The sequence below is a fragment of the Mycolicibacterium sp. SMGY-1XX genome, from assembly GCF_059132455.1.
The window spans coordinates 4202158-4219853 of record NZ_CP101139.1 but is presented as its reverse complement, the minus strand read 5'-3'; the positions used below and the strand labels follow the sequence as shown (position 1 = coordinate 4219853).

14 protein-coding genes are annotated in these 17696 nt (G+C 68.8%); 7 read left to right on the top strand and 7 right to left on the bottom strand.

All coding sequences use genetic code 11. From position 1 onward, the window contains the following. Positions 1 to 7: 7 nt before the first annotated feature. Positions 8 to 964 carry an esterase family protein gene (locus tag NL241_RS20360; RefSeq protein ID WP_494394872.1) on the top strand — a complete coding sequence of 319 codons (957 nt, stop codon included), beginning with the start codon at positions 8 to 10 and terminating at the stop codon, positions 962 to 964. A 1-nt stretch (position 965) separates the two neighbouring features. Here NL241_RS20360 and NL241_RS20355 read toward each other — a convergent pair whose 3' ends face one another. Then, complete coding sequence (locus NL241_RS20355; protein WP_494394871.1) at positions 966 to 1358, bottom strand: hypothetical protein; 393 nt, start codon at positions 1356 to 1358, stop codon at positions 966 to 968. A gap of 19 nt (positions 1359 to 1377) precedes the next feature. Beyond that, on the bottom strand, positions 1378 to 1977 hold the full coding sequence (locus NL241_RS20350) for a TetR/AcrR family transcriptional regulator (protein WP_494394870.1): 600 nt from the start codon (positions 1975 to 1977) through the stop codon (positions 1378 to 1380). Positions 1978 to 2044: 67 nt separating this feature from the next. Here NL241_RS20350 and NL241_RS20345 point away from each other — a divergent pair, with 67 nt between their 5' ends. The 4 genes from NL241_RS20345 (at position 2045) to NL241_RS20330 (ending at position 9814) form a co-directional block, all read left to right on the top strand. Beyond that, positions 2045 to 3028 (top strand): nitrilase-related carbon-nitrogen hydrolase, encoded by a 984-nt coding sequence (locus NL241_RS20345; protein ID WP_494394869.1) that lies wholly within the window; start codon positions 2045 to 2047, stop codon positions 3026 to 3028. Then, a complete protein-coding gene (locus NL241_RS20340; protein WP_494394868.1) occupies positions 3025 to 4635 on the top strand; it encodes an amidohydrolase in 1611 nt (536 codons plus the stop codon). Before NL241_RS20345 ends, NL241_RS20340 begins: the two co-directional genes overlap by 4 nt. 10 nt (positions 4636 to 4645) lie before the next feature. Next, on the top strand, positions 4646 to 6013 hold the full coding sequence (locus tag NL241_RS20335) for an APC family permease (RefSeq protein WP_487697265.1): 1368 nt from the start codon (positions 4646 to 4648) through the stop codon (positions 6011 to 6013). A gap of 354 nt (positions 6014 to 6367) precedes the next feature. Continuing rightward, positions 6368 to 9814 (top strand): hypothetical protein, encoded by a 3447-nt coding sequence (locus NL241_RS20330; protein ID WP_494394867.1) that lies wholly within the window; start codon positions 6368 to 6370, stop codon positions 9812 to 9814. A 26-nt stretch (positions 9815 to 9840) separates the two neighbouring features. On the opposite strand, the gene NL241_RS20325 is transcribed toward NL241_RS20330, so the two are convergent. Beyond that, complete coding sequence (locus NL241_RS20325; RefSeq protein WP_487696381.1) at positions 9841 to 10233, bottom strand: phage holin family protein; 393 nt, start codon at positions 10231 to 10233, stop codon at positions 9841 to 9843. A gap of 406 nt (positions 10234 to 10639) precedes the next feature. On the opposite strand from NL241_RS20325, the gene NL241_RS20320 reads away from it, so the two are divergent. Beyond that, positions 10640 to 11086: a universal stress protein gene (locus NL241_RS20320; RefSeq protein WP_487696380.1), complete on the top strand. Its 447-nt coding sequence runs from the start codon at positions 10640 to 10642 to the stop codon at positions 11084 to 11086. Between the two features lie 6 nt (positions 11087 to 11092). On the opposite strand, the gene NL241_RS20315 is transcribed toward NL241_RS20320, so the two are convergent. After that, on the bottom strand, positions 11093 to 11770 hold the full coding sequence (locus NL241_RS20315) for an MBL fold metallo-hydrolase (protein ID WP_494394866.1): 678 nt from the start codon (positions 11768 to 11770) through the stop codon (positions 11093 to 11095). A 143-nt stretch (positions 11771 to 11913) separates the two neighbouring features. Between NL241_RS20315 and uvrA the strand changes: the two genes are divergently transcribed. Next, a complete protein-coding gene (gene uvrA, locus NL241_RS20310) occupies positions 11914 to 14826 on the top strand; it encodes an excinuclease ABC subunit UvrA (RefSeq protein ID WP_487696378.1) in 2913 nt (970 codons plus the stop codon). Here the strand turns inward: uvrA and NL241_RS20305 are convergent. The 3 genes from NL241_RS20305 to NL241_RS20295 are packed head-to-tail and all read right to left on the bottom strand — an operon-like array spanning position 14816 to position 17693. Continuing rightward, complete coding sequence (locus NL241_RS20305) at positions 14816 to 16006, bottom strand: winged helix DNA-binding domain-containing protein (protein WP_494398349.1); 1191 nt, start codon at positions 16004 to 16006, stop codon at positions 14816 to 14818. The genes uvrA and NL241_RS20305 overlap by 11 nt on opposite strands. Then, positions 16003 to 16305 carry a PspA/IM30 family protein gene (locus NL241_RS20300; RefSeq protein WP_487696377.1) on the bottom strand — a complete coding sequence of 101 codons (303 nt, stop codon included), beginning with the start codon at positions 16303 to 16305 and terminating at the stop codon, positions 16003 to 16005. Before NL241_RS20300 ends, NL241_RS20305 begins: the two co-directional genes overlap by 4 nt. Before the next feature lie 50 nt (positions 16306 to 16355). Continuing rightward, positions 16356 to 17693, bottom strand: coding sequence for an alpha/beta hydrolase (locus NL241_RS20295; RefSeq protein WP_494394865.1), 1338 nt, complete (start codon positions 17691 to 17693; stop codon positions 16356 to 16358). Between the last annotated feature and the right edge of the window lie 3 nt (positions 17694 to 17696).

The following is a 17696-nucleotide window of genomic DNA, read 5'->3' as shown; positions in this document are numbered from 1 at the left end:
AAACACGATGACATTCATGCTCGATCTGGGGCGGCGGCTGACGGCCGCAGCGTTGGCAAGCCTGCTGCTGGCGGGCCTGGTGGCGGTCGCGGGTGGATCGGCGACTGCCGGGGCGTACTCGCGTCCCGGTTTGCCGGTCGAGACGCTGATGGTGCCCTCCGCTGCGATGGGCCGCGACATCCCGGTCAGATTCCAGGGCGGTGGGTCGAAGGCGGTGTATCTGCTCGACGGGCTACGTGCCCGTGACGACAACAACGGCTGGGATATCGAGACAACGGCTTTCGAGGACTACTTCGAGTCCGGTCTCTCGGTCGTCATGCCCGTGGGTGGGATGTCGAGCTTCTACACCAACTGGCAGGGACCGGCCGTCGGCAACGGCGGCACCTACAACTACCAGTGGGAGACGTTCCTGACCTCGGAGCTGCCGGGGTACTTGGCGGCCAACAAGGGGATTTCACCCACCGGCAACGCCGTGGTGGGTCTGTCGATGGCGGGCAGTGCGGCGTTGATCCTGGCCGCCTACCACCCGGGCCAGTTCAGCTACGCCTCGTCTCTGTCCGGTTTCCTCAATCTGTCTGAGGGCATCTGGCCCACGCTGGTGGGCATCGCGATGCGCGACGCCGGCGGCTTCGACGCCACCGCCATGTGGGGTCCCGGTGGCGGTCCGGCGTGGAAGCGCAACGATCCCACCGTCAACGTCGGCCGTCTGGTGGCCAATGGCACCCGCATCTGGGTGTACTGCGGCAGCGGCCGGCCGGGGGAATTGGGCGGCGGCGATCTGCCGGGCCAGCTGCTCGAGACCATCACGGTGGACAGCAACCGGAACTTCCAGCGGCAGTATCAGTCCGCCGGCGGCAGTAACGGAATCTTCAACTTCCCGGCCAACGGCACCCACGGTTGGGGTTACTGGGGTGCGCAGCTGAAGGCGATGAAGCCGGACATCCAGCGCACACTGGGAGTCTGAGTCAGGCCGCCGGTGGCGGGGGCGGTGGCGCCAACGGCACCGGCGGCATTCCGGGCAGCGGCCCGAGCCATACGCCTTCCACTGGTGCCGTTGAGGATTCGGGTGCGGTCAGCGAAACCGTCCCCGGTGGCAGTGGCGGTGAGGGACCGGCACCGGGAGGTGCGCCCGGCGCCTGCACCGGCGGCACGGTGAGTGCCCCGAGCGGGTTGTCCGTGTGGAAGGTCTGCCACATCTCGCCGAGATAGCCCACCGGCTCGTCCAGGCTTCCCGGACCGTAGGCCGGGTTGGGGATCGGCGGAACCGGTGGCGGCGCGGGTTCGGCGGCGGCGGGCCCGGCCAGCGCCAGTGCCCCGAACGCGGCGCACGCGATACCGACGGTGAGCCTCACAGTCATGCAGCCAGGTTAGCGTTGCTCACCGGGTCAGTCCCCGTAACAGCACCGCCAGCCCCCATTCGAAGGCGTCATCGGCGCGCATCGGTTTCGGCGCTCCCGTGGCCACTGCGGCCGCCAGTTCGGGGCCCACGCCGTCGCCCGTTGTCCATGGCTCGTCGGGGGCGGCCAGGTCCAACGCGGAGCCCAGGACGAAGTTGTCCATCGTGGTGATGATGCGCAGCGTGTCGGCCGCATCGAAGCCGGCCCGCGCCAGCGTCACGGCCACGGAGTTGTACATGACGATTGCCTGGGTGCTGTTGACGGCATGGATGGTGAGCAGGGGGATCAGCCGCGGATACCGGGCGAAACTGTCGCGGTAGGACCGCATGATGTCGCCGAGCGTCTCGGTCCACGGGCGGCTGGGATCGTCGTCCGGCAACTGCACCGCCGACATGGCGCGCTCCCGGAGCAATTCCACGATCTGGTCGCGACCGGACACGTGGTTGTACAGCGACGACGGGCTCACCGACAGACGGCGGGCGAGCTCCGGGATGGTGAATCCGCCGGTCGAGTTCACCATCTCCAAAGCCACCTCGGCGATGCGTTCCGTTGACAGCAACGGCACAGGTGGTCGTCCCATTCGTTCCCCTTGCCAAAGGCTGTGCTTGGTATCACACTAAACGAAAGTCGTTCGTTTTAGGAGTTGGATGCTGACACTCAGGGCCGCCGCGCCCGACCCGTTGTCTCGGTCGATCCCGTCGGACCGACCGCCGTTGCGCGTGGCGCTGGTGCAACACCGGTGGCGCCCCGAGCGCGACGAACTGGTGAAAACCCTGCGTGGCGGCATCGATCGGGCCGCTGCCGAAGGCGCGAAGATCGTCTTCCTCCCGGAGATCACGTTGCTGCGCTATCCCGCCGACGTTCCCGGCGGCTCCGACCCGGCGGCACTCGCCGAGCCTCTGACCGAAGGACCGACATTCGCGTTGGCTGCCGAGGCCGCGACGGCCCACGGCATCTTCGTGCACGCCTCGCTCTACGAGAAGGCCGACGCCGGCGACGGCCTGGGTTTCAACACGGCGATCCTGGTGTCGCCGGCCGGAGACCTGGTGGCCCGCACCCGCAAGATGCACATCCCGATCTCGGCCGGTTACTACGAGGACACCTACTTCCGCCCGGGGCCCTGCGAGGGGGAGCCCTATCCGGTGTACGAGCCCGAGGGGTTGGGGGCGCGGTTGGGCATGCCCACCTGTTGGGACGAGTGGTTCCCCGAGGTGGCGCGTAGCTATTCGCTCGGCGGCGCCGAGATCGTGGTGTATCCCACCGCCATCGGGTCCGAGCCGAAATTTCCCGCCTTCGACACCCAGCCGATCTGGCAGCAGGTGATCGTCGCCAACGGCATCAACAGCGGTCTGTTCATGGTGGTGCCCAACCGAACCGGCGACGAGGGCGCGCTGTCGTTTTACGGTTCCTCGTTCATCTCCGACCCGTATGGCCGCGTGCTCGTCCAGGCACCCCGTGACGAGGAGGCGGTGCTGGTGGCCGATCTGGACCTCGATCAGCGCCGGGACTGGCTGGAGCTGTTCCCGTTCCTGTTGACTCGGCGACCCGAGAGTTACGCCACGCTGACCGCACCCGTCGACGGCGACCGGCCCTACGGCGCCGGGCACGCTGCCACGGCGGTGGTCAAGTGAGCGCGAGGCTGTTCACCAACGGGGTCATCTGGACCGGCCCCTCGGGTGACACGGATGCGCTGCTGGTTGCCGACGGCGTTGTAGAGGCGGTTGGGGAGCAGGCGCGTGCCCGCGCCGACGGCGCCGAGGTCGTCGACCTCGACGGGGGATTCCTGATGCCGTCGTTCGGCGACGGTCACGCCCACCCGCTGTACGGCGGACTGGAAGCAGCCGGCCCGTTGGTGCGGCCATGCCGCTCGGTGGACGAGATCGTGGACACGGTACGGCGATTCGCGCAGGACAACCCTGACCAGGAGTGGATCCTCGGCGCGTCGTATGACTCGAGCCTGGCGCCGGACGGTCTGTTCGACGCCCGGTGGCTCGATGCCGCGGTGCCGGACCGGCCGGTGGTACTGCGCGCATGGGACTACCACACTGTGTGGTGCAATTCGGTGGCACTGAAGCGGGCCGGCATCACCGCCGACACGCCCGATCCTCAGATGGGTGAAATCCCGCATCGCGCAGACGGTTCGGTGTTGGGCACGTTGCGCGAATGGGGTGCCGTCGACCTGGTGATGGCCGTAGCCCCGCCACGCGGCGACGATGTCCGCGTCAAGGCGTTGCGGACCGCCGCCGACTACTACGCCGCCCGAGGGGTCACCTGGGTGCAGGATGCGTGGGTCGAGCCCGCCGATGTGGACACCTACATCGAAGCGGCCCGCCGTGGTGAACTCGGGGTGCGTTTCAACCTCGCTCTGTACGCCGACCCACGTCACTTCGATTCGCAGATCGAGCTTTTCGCCGAGTCACGCCGCCGTGTCGAAGAGCTGAATTCGCCGTACCTGACGTGCCAGACGGTGAAGTTCTTCGCCGACGGCGTGGTGGAGAACGAAACCGGCGCCTTGTTGCAGCCGTACTGCTCTGGGCTGCACAGCCACGGTATGACGGTGTGGGAGAACGGCTCGCTGGCCGAGGCCGCCCGGCGGGTGGACGAGTTGGGTCTGCAGATCCACATCCATGCCATCGGTGATGCCGCCGTGCGCCAAGCCCTCGATGCCATCGAGCATGTGGTGCGCAGCAACGGGCAGCGTGATCGCCGGCCGGTGATCGCACACAACCAACTCGTCGACGACGCCGACATCGGCCGGTACGCCGCGCTGGGCGTGATCCCCAACATGCAGCCGCTGTGGGCGCAGCTGGATGCGCTCATGACCGAGCTGACCATCCCGCGTCTCGGAACCGAGCGCGCCGACAAGCAGTACCGGATGAACACGCTGTCGACCTCGGGTGCGCCGCTGGCATTCGGCAGCGACTGGCCGGTGTCCTCCGGCGCTCCGCTGGACGGGATCGCCGTCGCGGTGTCGCGCCGCACCGCCGAAGGGGAGCCTGCCGACGGTTGGACGGCCGAGGAGATCCTGCCGATCGAACCGGCGTTGCTCGCGGGGACCACCGGGGTGGCGTATCAGGGCTTCGCCGAAAAGGCCTGGGGGAGAATCGAACCCGGAGCGAGCGCCGATCTGGTGTGGTTGGATCGCGATCCGCGCGCCACAGCGCCGCTGGACATTCCGGCAATCCGCGTCGTCCGTACCTACCTGCGGGACAAGATCGTCTTCTACGCCGCCAACTGAAGGGAACCTCATGTCAACACCCGCGCCCGCGGATCCCGCGGCATTCCAACCCATCCCGGACGGCCAGGAAGGCCACCTGCGCCGCGCCCTCGGCGTCCCGTCGCTGGTGCTCTTCGGTTTGGTCTACATGGTTCCGCTCACCGTGTTCACCACCTACGGCATCGTCACGGTGGAGTCCGGTGGCAGGGTGCCGCTGGCCTACGTGGTGACGCTGGCCGCGATGATCTTCACCGCGCGCTCGTACGCGCGGATGGCCGCGGCGTTCCCGGTCGCCGGCTCGGCGTACGCCTACACCCAGAAGACCTTCGGCGCACCCGTCGGGTTCCTGGCGGGGTGGTCGCTGCTGCTCGACTACCTGTTCCTGCCGATGCTCAACTACATGGTCATCGGGCTGTACCTGAACGCCGCGGTACCCGCCATCCCGAACTGGGTCATCATCGTGGTGACCATCGTGATCGTCACCGTGCTAAACATCATCGGCATCGTGTCGGTGGCCCGCGCCAACATGCTGATCATCGCGATCCAGGCCGTCTTCATCGTGGTGTTCTTCGTGATGGCGTTCGCGGCGATCTCCGGCTCGGGCACCGTGGACGTCATGGCCCCGTTCGCCGGCGACGGCACTGCCGGCGGGATGGCCCCGGTGCTGGCGGGCGCGGCCATCCTGTGCCTGTCGTTCCTCGGATTCGACGCTGTGTCAACACTTTCCGAAGAAGCCAAGGACGCCAGACGTGATGTGCCGAAGGCCATCATGCTGGCCACCCTGATCTGCGGCGTGCTGTTCATCATCCTGTCCTACGTCTCGCAGCTGGTGTTCCCGTCGAATGCGTTCGAAGACGTCGACTCCGGATCGCTGGATGTCATGACAGCCGCAGGTGGTGCGTTCCTGTCGGCGTTCTTCACCGCCGCTTACGTGGCCGGCGCGCTGGGGTCGGCGCTGACCTCGCAGGCGTCGGTGGCGCGCATCCTGTACGCGATGGGTCGCGACGGCGTGCTGCCGCGCAAGGTGTTCGGGCACGTCTCGGTGAAGTTCAGCACCCCCACCTGGGCCATCCTGGTCGTCTCGGTGATCTCGCTGCTGGCTGTGGTGATCGACCTCGGTCTGTTGGCGTCGGTGGTGAGTTTCGGTGCGCTGGTGGCCTTCTCGGCGGTAAACCTGACGGTGATCAAGCACTACTTCGTCGACGAGGGCGAGAAGAACATCCTCAGCAACCTGATACTGCCCTTCATCGGGTTCGCGCTCACGGTGTGGCTGTGGACCAGTCTGTCCGGCACCGCGTTGACCCTCGGGCTGATCTGGCTGGCGGTCGGCTTCGTGTGGCTGCTGGTGGTCACCCGCGGCTTCCAGCGGCCCACCCCGGTCCTCGACATGCGGGAGTGACGGCACAGTCCTGACGATCCCACCGGCGCGGCGTTCGAGTTGTTCGAACGCCGCGCCGGTTGTGTTGTGCGGGCTGGCAGGGCCACCACCCGGCTGCTAAATGGCTAACGTGTATTTACTTGTCCTCACAGAGTGTCGACGGCTGACGATCCCGGATCTGGGACACGCGACACGCCGGTGGGATGGAACGCGAATTCCGTTCAACTGGGAAAACCCCAGTAGGGGCGGGGCTGGGGTAACCGGAACGCCACTCCTTTGCAACGGTTCCATAAACGCGTGAATTGTCGCGTCGGCAAAGCTCCTGCGCCTGGATACGTTCTGGCGCGAACACCGCAGTCCGAGGAGCCGGAGAACATGTCAAAGACCACGAAGCGCATCGCCACGGGCGCCGCTGCGACAGCAGGGTGCATGTGGGTGGTACAGCTCGTCACACCCCTGACGATGATGCTCGCCGAGGCGCCCGCGAGTCCCGGTATCCCGTGTGTGGGCATCCTGAAGGACTTCGGACCCGGGACGCCCGGCACCCCGGGTTCGGTCGAGAACATCACGACGATGGTCCCCGGTGTCGGTTCGCCGGGGATGGCTCCTGGCGAACTGCTGACGTCGACGACAAATCTGCTGCCCGGGTCGCCCGGTCTGCCCGGGAGCAACGCGGTGAACTCGACTGCGCGCGTGACTCCGAACCTGCCCGGCTACCCCGGCGGCCCGGACGCATCTTCGACGCGGGGTGTGCTGCCGGGTGGGCCCGGGGCCCCCGGAGGTCCCGCGGTGACCTCGACCTCGGCTGGAACCCCGCCGGCGCCGGGTGCTCCCGGTGCTCCTGGCGTGTCGTCGACGACGGGTGTGTTGCCGGGTGGTCCGGGTGCTCCGGGTGCTCCTGGTGTCACGTCGACGACGGGTGTGTTGCCGGGTGGTCCGGGTGCTCCGGGTGCTCCTGGTGTCACGTCGACGACGGGTGTGTTGCCGGGTGGTCCGGGTACCCCGGGCGCTCCTGGTGTCACGTCGACGACCGGTGTCGTCCCCGGCGGCCCCGGGACCCCCGGTGCGCCCCTTGTGGATTCCGCCGGCGGTGCCCTGCCTCCCGGACCCGGTGGTCCGGCGCTGCCCGCCATCAACTCGTCGGCCGGTGTGCTTCCCCCCGCTCCCGGCGCTCCGGCCATCCCGACCGGCGGTGCCATCGATACCGCGCTTCCTCCCGGCGGCGCACCGGTTCTCGACGCCGCGGGCGCCGGTGCACCCGGCGCGCAGGGAGCCCCGGTCGCTGACGCCGGTGCCCTGGGTGCCGGCGGCGGAGGTGCCGGAGCGGGTGAAGGTCTGGGTGCCGGTGCGCCCGCGGGTGCGCCCGCCGGAGCTCCCGGCATCGAGGGACTGCCCGTGATCGATGCCTCCGCAGGTATCGCGCCGCCCCCTCCCGGCGCGCCGCCGATCCCGACCGGTGGCGCCATCGAGGCGGGACCGCCTCCGGCGCCTCCGATTCCGGCTGCGCCCGTGCTGGACAACGGTGCCGTCGTCGCGCCTCCGGGGCCGGGTGCGCCTGGTGTTCCGGTGGGTGACAACGGTGGTGTGGTGGCGCCTCCGGGGCCGGGTGCGCCTGGTGTTCCGGTGGGTGACAACGGTGGTGTGGTGGCGCCTCCGGGGCCGGGTGCGCCTGGTGTTCCGGTGGGTGACAACGGCTCTGCGGCAACTCCGCCCGGGCCGGGTGCGCCTGGTGTTCCGGTCGGTGACAACGGCTCTGCGGCAACTCCGCCCGGGCCGGGTGCGCCTGCTGTCCCGGTGGGCGACAACGGCTCTGCGGCAACTCCGCCCGGACCGGGCGCCCCCGGTGCTCCCGTGCTGGACAGCGGCGCTGTGGTCCATCCGCCGGCGCCCGGCACCCCCGGCATCCCCGTGGTCGAGACCGGCAACGTCGTGACCCCGCCGGCGCCGGGTGTCCCCGGCGTGCCGGTGGTCGAAACCGGCAACATCTCCACGCCCCCCACCCCGCCGGTCCCGGGTGGACCGGCCGGTGACCACGGTGTGGAGTTCACGCCGGGCACCCCGCCCACCCCGGGCGAGCCGCTGGTCGAGACCCGCCAGATCGTCACGCCCCCCACGCCGGGAACCCCAGGCGAGCCGGTGATCACGCCCTACATCGGCATGAACCCGGGAACCCCGCCCACTCCCGAGCTGCGGACCATCGAACCGCCCAGCATCGACATCCCGCCGGGCGGTAGCTACCCGGGCGTGCCGAGCATGCAGCCCAACAGCATCTCGACGCCTCCGGTGCCGGGTGGGCCCGGTGCGCCCGTCGTCGATGCCGGCAGCATCTCGACGCCGCCGGCCCCGGTGGATCCCGGTCTGCCGATCCACGACAACTCCAGCGCGGTGACCCCGCCGGCACCCGGCACCCCGGGTGCCCCGGTGGTCGACACCGCCGGCGTGGTGACCCCGCCTGCGCCGGGTGCTCCCGGAGCGCCGGTGGTCGAGACCGGCAATGTCGTCACCCCGCCCACCCCCGGAACACCCGGTGTCCCTGCCGGTGACAACGGTGGTGTGGTGACTCCGCCCGGACCGGGGACCCCTGGTGTTCCGGTGGGTGACAGCGGTGGTGTGGTGACTCCGCCCGGACCGGGCACTCCTGGTGTTCCGGTGGGTGACAGCGGTGGTGTGGTGACTCCGCCCGGACCGGGGACCCCTGGTGTTCCGGTGGGTGACAGCGGTGGTGTGGTGACTCCGCCCGGACCGGGCACTCCCAATGTGCCGCTTGGCAATCCGGGTGGCGTCGTGACGCCTCCGGGTCCGCCGGCCCCCGGCGCTCCGATCGGTGACGCCGGCGGCGCCGCGGCTCCGCTGGGTGGCGCACCCATCAGCGACGCCTCCGGACCCGTCGGGCCGGCGGGCGCTCCCATCGCCGACGCCGCCGGTGGTACCGGCGCCGGAGCAGGTGGTGGTGCCGGTGCTCCCGCCGGAGCGGTTCCCGGTGCCCCCATCGCCGATGCCGCCGGGGTGGGCGCACCTCCTGCGCCGCTCGGGCCCAGCGGGCCGGTGGGTGCCGGGGTTCCCGCTGCCACTCCGCCTGCTCCCGGTGGCCCGCCCGCGGGTGTGCCGACCGGCCTTCGGATCGCGAATCCGCCGGGGCCGGGTGTGCCCGGTGGTGGTGTGCCGACGGGTGTTCCGGGGGTGACTCCGCCGGGGCCGGGTGTGCCGGGCGGTGGTGTGCCGACGGGTGTTCCGGGGGTGACTCCGCCGGGGCCGGGTGTGCCCGGTGGTGGTGTGCCGACGGGTGTTCCGGGGGTGACTCCGCCGGGGCCGGGTGTGCCCGGTGGTGGTGTGCCGACCGGTGGACCGGGTGCGGTCCCCCCGGGTCCTGGCGGACCGGGTACCAGCGTGCCGACCGGTATCCAGATCAACACGCCCCCAACGGGTTCGGTCCCCGGCGCCTCGGCGGCCACCGATCTCGGGTTGACGACGCCGCCGGCGCCGGGAACCCCCGGCGCTCAGGTGTTCGATCAGGCGTCGCAGATGCCCCCGGGCGTGCTGCCGGTGCTGGGCACCACCTCGTCGTGGGTGACGAGCCTGATCCCGCAGCCGACCCTGGGTGCTCCGGCCGCGGACGCCTCCGGACTCGCGAGCCTGTTCCCGCAGCCGGGGCTGGATCTGCCGAAGATCCCGGGCCTGCCGGTGCCGCTGCCCGAGAACATCCCGCTGAACCCCACCGATTTCATCTGTGAGGGCACCAGCTGGTCGGCGACCGCCACAGACGCCGATGGTGTGACCCTGCCGGGCACGCCGCCGGCGGACCGGCGCGACGACTGGGGCTGACCCGGAGCCGCCACCCGCAGTTACTCCTAGCTGCGGGTGGCGTCCGGGATCAGCAGTGACAGAACCCAACTGACGAGCGACAACACGATGGCGCCCCAGATCGCCGTCCACCAGAAATCGTCCACATCGAGGCCCCAGTGTGTGGTGTTGCGGGTGATCTGCGACGTGATCCACAGCATCAGCGCATTGATGACGATGTGGATCAGGCCGAGCGTCAGGATGTACAGGGGCAGGGCGATGAACTGAACGATGGGTTTGATGATGGCGTTGACCAGTCCGAAGATCACCGCGACCACGAAGATGATGCCCACCCGCGCCGCCGTGCTGTCGCCGCCGACGAAGTAGATTCCCGGGACCACCAGGGTCACGATCCACAACGCGAAACCGGTGAGTGCGGAACGAACCAGGAACGTCGTCATGCTGCGATCTTGGCACGCCCGGTGGCCGGCTGCGATGACGGTTGCTCACAACGAGTTTCGGGGTCACCGCTGGCGAGTCGCTCCGTCAGGTGAGTTGTGTTGCGCGACAGGATGTCCCGAGCCTGCGGTGTGACCTCCGGTACACACGGCCATGGGGCACCTGCTGGCTCACCCTGCCGATCTCACTGTGCCGCGGGCTACGTCGCGGCTGCGACGCCGCTCACGTGTCAGCAAGCTCACCCAAACGGTTGGTGCAGTGGCTTTCGTGCTGGTCGTGCGCGAAAAGCGGGCGCGGGTCGGCGCCGATGTGTCGGCCAAATGCTCCCGTCGGTGAGCAGGAACGGGTTACTGTTTCGGGTGGCGTTGTAACCGAATCGGTTGTCATCGAACTACATGGAGGGTATGGATGAGCGGCTACAAAACCGTGGTGGTCGGCACCGACGGCTCGGACTCGTCGTTGCGTGCTGTCGACCGGGCGGGTGCCCTCGCCTCGGACCCGGACGCGAGAGTGATCATCGCGACCGCCTACTTCCCGTCGGCCGAGGACTCCCGCGGCGCCGACGTACTCAAGGACGAAGGCTACAAACTGTCCGGCAATGCGCCCATCTACGCGATCCTGCGTGAGGCCAAGGACCGCGCGAAGGCCGCCGGCGCCGCCAACATCGAAGAGCGCCCCATCGTCGGGGCGCCGGTCGATGCGCTCGTCGAGCTGGCCGAAGAGGTCAAGGCTGATCTGCTGGTGGTCGGCAACGTCGGCCTGAGCACGATCGCCGGCCGGCTGCTCGGATCGGTGCCCGCCAATGTGGCTCGTCGTTCCAAGACCGACGTGCTGATCGTCCACACGACCGGATAGCCGGCCTCAGTATCCGCGCTCGCGCCACTCTCCGAGGTGCGGGCGCTCGGTGCCCAGCGTGGTGTCGTCACCATGGCCCGGGTACACGATGGTCGTGTCGTCGAACACGTCGAACACCTTGGTGGTGACATCACCCAGCAGCGTCTCGAAGTCTCCGGGCTGCCACGTCTTGCCGACACCGCCCGGGAACAGGCAGTCCCCGGTGAACAGGTGCGTCACCCCGCCGGTGGCGTCGCCGGACAGGGCCAGCGCCACCGACCCGGGGGTGTGGCCACGCAGGGTGATGACGTCGAAGGACAGGTCGCCGACGGCGATCGTGTCGCCGTCGGCGAGCACACGGCTCGGCGGCACCGGCAGCTCCTTGCCGTCGACCTCGCTGGCGGCGGTGGGCACACCGGTGGAAGCGGCCACGGCCTGCAGCGCCTGCCAGTGGTCGAAATGCTGGTGGGTCGTCACGATCAGCACCAGTTTCGGCGCGTGCTCTTCGATGACCGAGAGCAGTGTCTCGGCATCGTTGGCCGCGTCGATGAGTAGGGACTCGCCGGTGTGGGAACAGGTCACGAGGTAGGCGTTGTTGTCCATGGGGCCAACGGACACTTTGACCACCGATGCGGCGGGCAGTGTGCGGCGTGCTCCGGAGCCGGGGTCGACATGGCCGGTGTAGGTGTCGTCGATGACGGTCATGGTGGTCACGTTACTGGCCCCGGAAACCGGCGGAGTAAAACTTGTCGGTGGGGAGACCTAGCATGGAACGCAACGTCTGTGGCCGGTCCGTCGGACCACTGGATTAGCTCCAAGAACTGCACAAACCAGCTGAAAGGTACCGGGTGGCTGAGCGCCTGATCGTCAAGGGTGCGCGCGAGCACAACCTGCGCAGTATCGACCTCGACCTGCCGCGTGACTCCCTGATCGTCTTCACCGGGCTGTCGGGATCGGGTAAGTCGTCGCTGGCCTTCGACACCATCTTCGCCGAGGGCCAGCGCCGCTATGTCGAGTCGCTGTCGGCCTACGCCCGGCAGTTCCTCGGGCAGATGGACAAACCCGACGTCGATTTCATCGAAGGTCTGTCCCCGGCGGTGTCCATCGACCAGAAGTCGACCAACCGCAACCCCAGGTCCACCGTCGGCACCATCACCGAGGTCTACGACTACCTGCGCCTGCTCTACGCCCGCGCGGGCAGCCCGCACTGCCCGGTGTGCGGCGAGAAGATCGCCAAGCAGACCCCGCAGCAGATCGTCGACCAGGTGCTCGCCATGGAGGAGGGCACCCGCTTCCAGGTGCTCGCCCCGGTGGTCCGCACCCGCAAGGGCGAGTTCGTCGACCTCTTCGAAAAGCTCAACACCCAGGGCTACAGCCGCGTCCGGGTGGACGGCACGGTGCACCCGCTGACCGATCCCCCCAAGCTGAAGAAACAGGAAAAGCACGATATCGAGGTCGTCGTCGACCGCCTCACCGTCAAGGCCTCCTCGAAACAGCGTCTCACCGACTCGGTGGAGACGGCGCTCAATCTCGCCGACGGCATCGTCGTCCTCGAATTCGTGGACCAGGAAGAAGGCGCGCCGCACCGCGAGCAGCGCTTCTCCGAGAAGCTGGCCTGCCCCAACGGTCACGCCCTGGCCGTCGACGATCTGGAACCGCGGTCGTTCTCCTTCAACTCGCCCTACGGCGCCTGCCCGGAGTGCACGGGTCTGGGCATCCGCAAGGAAGTCGATCCTGAACTGGTGGTGCCGGACCCCGACCTCACGCTGGCCGAGGGCGCGGTGGCGCCGTGGTCCATGGGTCAGACCTCGGAGTACTTCACCCGGATGATGTCCGGCCTCGGTGACGAAATGGGCTTCGACGTCAACACACCGTGGAAGAAGCTGCCGGCCAAGGCGCGGAAAGCCATCCTGGAGGGTTCCGATCACCAGGTACATGTCCGGTACAAGAACCGCTACGGACGCACCCGGTCCTACTACGCCGACTTCGAAGGCGTCATGGCGTTCCTGCAGCGCCGGATGGAGCAGACCGACTCCGAGCAGATGAAGGAACGCTACGACGGGTTCATGCGTGACGTGCCGTGCCCGGAGTGCAACGGCACCCGCCTCAAGCCCGAGATCCTGGCGGTCACTCTGTCGGCAGGAGACTGGGGCGGCAAGTCCATCGCCGAGGTGTGCGCGCTGTCCGTCGCGGACTGCTCGGACTTCCTGAACGCGCTCACCCTCGGCCCGCGTGAGGCCGCGATCGCGGGACAGGTGCTCAAAGAGGTGCAGTCCCGGTTGGGCTTCCTGCTCGACGTCGGGCTGGACTACCTGTCGCTGGAGCGGGCCGCGGGCACGCTCTCCGGTGGCGAAGCGCAACGGATCCGGCTGGCCACCCAGATCGGTTCGGGTCTGGCCGGGGTGCTGTACGTCCTCGACGAACCTTCCATCGGCCTGCATCAGCGTGACAACCGCAGGTTGATCGAAACCCTGACGCGGCTGCGCGACCTCGGCAACACCTTGATCGTCGTCGAACACGACGAGGACACCATCGCCCACGCCGACTGGGTGGTCGACATCGGTCCGGCGGCCGGCGAACACGGCGGCACCGTCGTGCACAGCGGTACCTACGCTGAGCTGTTGAAGAATCCCAAGTCGATCACCGGTGCCTATCTCTCCGGCAAGGAGAGCATCGAGGTGCCGGCGATTCGCCGCCCGGTCGACCCCAAGCGTCAGCTGACGGTTGTGGGCGCGCGCGAACACAATCTCAAGGAGATCGACGTCGCGTTCCCGCTGGGCGTGCTCACCTCGGTGACGGGGGTGTCCGGTTCGGGTAAGTCGACCCTGGTCAACGACATCCTGGCCACGGTGCTGGCCAACAAGCTCAATGGCGCCCGCCAGGTGCCGGGCCGGCACATCCGGATCAACGGACTCGATCAGCTCGACAAACTGGTGCGCGTCGACCAGTCGCCGATCGGTCGCACGCCGCGGTCCAACCCCGCCACCTACACCGGCGTGTTCGACAAGATCCGCACGCTGTTCGCCGCCACCACCGAGGCCAAGGTCCGCGGTTACCAGCCCGGCCGGTTCTCGTTCAACGTCAAAGGTGGCCGCTGCGAAGCGTGTTCGGGTGACGGCACCATCAAGATCGAGATGAACTTCCTGCCCGACGTGTACGTGCCGTGCGAGGTGTGTCAGGGCGCCCGGTACAACCGCGAGACCCTCGAGGTGCACTACAAGGGCAAGACCATCTCCGAGGTGCTCGACATGCCCATCGAGGAGGCCACGGAGTTCTTCGAGCCCATCAGCTCGATCCACCGCTACCTCAAGACGCTGGTCGACGTCGGCCTCGGGTACGTCCGGCTGGGCCAGCCCGCGCCCACCCTCTCCGGTGGTGAGGCGCAGCGCGTCAAGTTGGCCGCCGAACTGCAGAAGCGCTCCACCGGGCGCACCGTGTACATCCTCGACGAGCCCACCACCGGCCTGCATTTCGAGGACATCCGCAAGCTGCTCAAGGTGATCAACGGGCTGGTCGACAAGGGCAACTCGGTGATCGTGATCGAGCACAACCTCGACGTCATCAAGACCTCGGACTGGATCGTCGACATGGGCCCCGAAGGTGGGTCCGGCGGCGGAACGGTGGTGGCCCAGGGGTCACCGGAAGATGTTGCGGCGGTGCCGGAGAGCTACACGGGCAAGTTCCTGCGTGAGGTGCTCGACGCACCGGCGGCCAAGCCGGCACCGAAGCGGGCGCCGCGCAAGCGCAAGGTCAGCGCGTAGGAAGCGTCGTCGACGCGATCGATTTGGACAGCGGCGACGGGAACCGCGGACTGACCTTCGTGCCGCCCAGCCAGTCGGTCAGTTCGGCAGCCTTGCGGTCCAACGCTTTTCGGGCCTTGGCTCCCGGGTCTTCGAGCAGCTGCACCTGCACCCGGCCGCTGGTGTCCTGGTTCCAGGCGCCGATGACCCGGCCGTTGCACCAGACGGTGGGCCCGGCGTTGCCGTTGGTGTCGAACACCTGACTGCGGTGCGGGCCCAGATACCAGTCGCGCTCCACCCAGCCCATGGTGGTGACATCGAGGCTGGGTAGCAGCGCCACCCACGGGTCCGGTGTGCTCACCGGTTCCAGGTCATCGGCCAGGGCGTACCCGGGAGAACCCTCCAGGTCCACTTCCACCGCACCGATGGCGGCGAGTGCGGCCCGGCTGGCGGTCAGGGTGCTGCCGAACCACCATTTGAGATCGGTGAGGCCGGCCGGCCCGAACGCCCGAAGCCAGCAGCGCACCATTTCAGCGCGCGCCTGCTCGGCCGGTAACCGCTCGATCGTCCCGACCCAGTTCTGGGCGTCGACCCAGCGTGGACGCGAGGTCACCCACGACCCGTCGTTGGGACCCCGCACGATGGCGCCGCTGACCGACAGCACCGTCATGACCCGCGGCGCGACGTGACCGATTCCGCCCCAGGTCTTTCCGGGCGCCGGATCATAGGTGCCGGTCAGCTCGGGCAGGGCGGTGCGCAGTTCAGTGGTGCTGGCCTCGCCGTGCTCCTCGAGGTACGTCAGCACCGCCGCCGACGCCGCCTCCAGCCACCGCGCGCCGTCGGGTGCCACGCCCGCGGTCTCGATATCGGCGATGAGCCGGCGGCGTTCGTTGGCGGCCACCCGGTCGCTCGCGCCGGGCAGGACCATGGCCAGATCGGGCGAGGGGATCAGCCACAACGTCCGCCGCATCGCCAGTTGTTTGACCAACGAACGGTGTTGGTACATCTCGGCGTCCAGGGCGTCGACGGTGAAACCCGGCCGGCGGGCCCACAAGGACAGGTAGGGCGTGGTCGGGTCGGTGGCGTGCCAGCCGATCAGTGCCGCCGTCATCTCCGGTATCGGCAGCATCGAATCCGGGTCGGCAAGGAAATGCCGGTGCGCCAGCCGAGCCCGTCGCTCGGCCGCGGTGAACGCCCTCAGCGGTCTTCGGACTTCATCTGGGCGCGGATCTGCGCCAGGCGTTCCGCAGCCGCACGTTGCCGCGCCTCGTACTGCTCTTCGACGCTGCGGCCCTCAGGGGTCTCGGCGTCCAGTTCGGCGGAGCCGAGAGCGGTACCGAACCGGGTCTCGATCTTCTCGCGGACCGACTCGAAGGTGGGCACACCGCCGGGGGTGTAGCCCGGGTCCTCCGGCGGGACGGGCGCGAAGCTGGGCTCAGGGGTGGGCACCACCTCGGCGTCGATGACGTTCTCGAGCTCCTCGTCTGGCTTGTCCGGCATGACTTCACGGTACCGCCGAGATCGGTCAGCGTACGAGGCTCTTTGTTGTGTCAGGGGGATCGGTATGACGCGTCGGTCGCGGCGGTCCCTGGAGACGGATTCGGGGCGGCCTCCGGCGTGTGGACCGCGCCGGCCAGCCACGGCAGCGCCTGGGCGAAGGCCGCCGCGGCGAAGGGCCAGTCGTGATTGCCGGCCTGGGTCACCACCGTGCAGTCGACGGCCACGGTCCGGCCTGTCGCGCAGAGCTCTTGGGCCGCGGCGGCTTGGCTGGCCTGACCGAATTGCGCCATCCCGCTGACGAACATGCCCGTCTCGTCGACATAGGGCCCGTGGCGGGTCAGCACCGTCACCGGATCGAAGCTCGCCTGGGCCGCAGCATTGCCGCCGTAGAGCCGGGCGAGGGTCTGTCCCGGGGTCCCCGCGTTCGGGGCCAGGTCGCCGGCGATGTCCTCGAAGACGCTGAACCGGTCGGGATGCATCGCCGCGAGGTCGACGGCGCAGGTTCCGCCCATCGACCACCCCGCCACCCCCCACTGCGCCCGGTCGGTACTCACCCCGAAGTGCGAGAGGACGTACGGGGCAACATCTTTGGTGATGTGGTCGGCGGCGTTGCCGCGCGGGCCGTTGACGCATTCGGTGTCGTTGTGGAAGGTGCCCACCGCGTCGACGAACACGAACACGGGTGTGGTGCCGTGATGGGCGGCGGCGTAAGTATCAAGGGTGGTGATCGCGTTGCCGGCCCGCAACCAGTCCGCCGGTGTGTTGAACTCGCCGCCGATCATCAGCACCACGGGCAGTGCCGGAGGCGGGCTGGTGGCGAACCAGGCCGGCGGTAGGTAGACGAACTCGTGGCGGTGCGCGAAGTGCGACGCGTCGCCGGGGGTGTTGATCTCCACGATGCTGCCCTTGGCTGGCAACCGGTGCTGGCGCGCGGTGTTCGCCACCAGTTCGCTCACGCCGGATTGGTCGATCTGATCGGGCAGCGGACCCGCGGTGAGCTGATTCCAGCCGGCCTGCACGTCTGGGACGTAACCCACCCAGAGGTTCACGCTGAGCGCCGCACTGAGCACACACAGTGGCACCGCCAGCACGGACACCGCGCGTCGAAGGCGTCCGGCGCTGCGCCACCCGAGTGCCAGCACGCTGACCGCCACACCGGTCAACCCGACCCACGCCCACAATCCGCCCGGTGGGGGAGTGCCGCCCCAGCCTTCGTCGGCGATGAACCAGTAGAGCCAACCCGTCAGTGCGGCACCGACGAGCACACACCAGGGCAGGAACAGCCGACGCCAGCGGCGCGTACGCCAGCCGACGGCCGCCGCCACGGCCGAGGCGGCAACCGCCTGCGTCGCGCACGGCACCACACCGTGCAGCAGCGAAATCGGCACCAC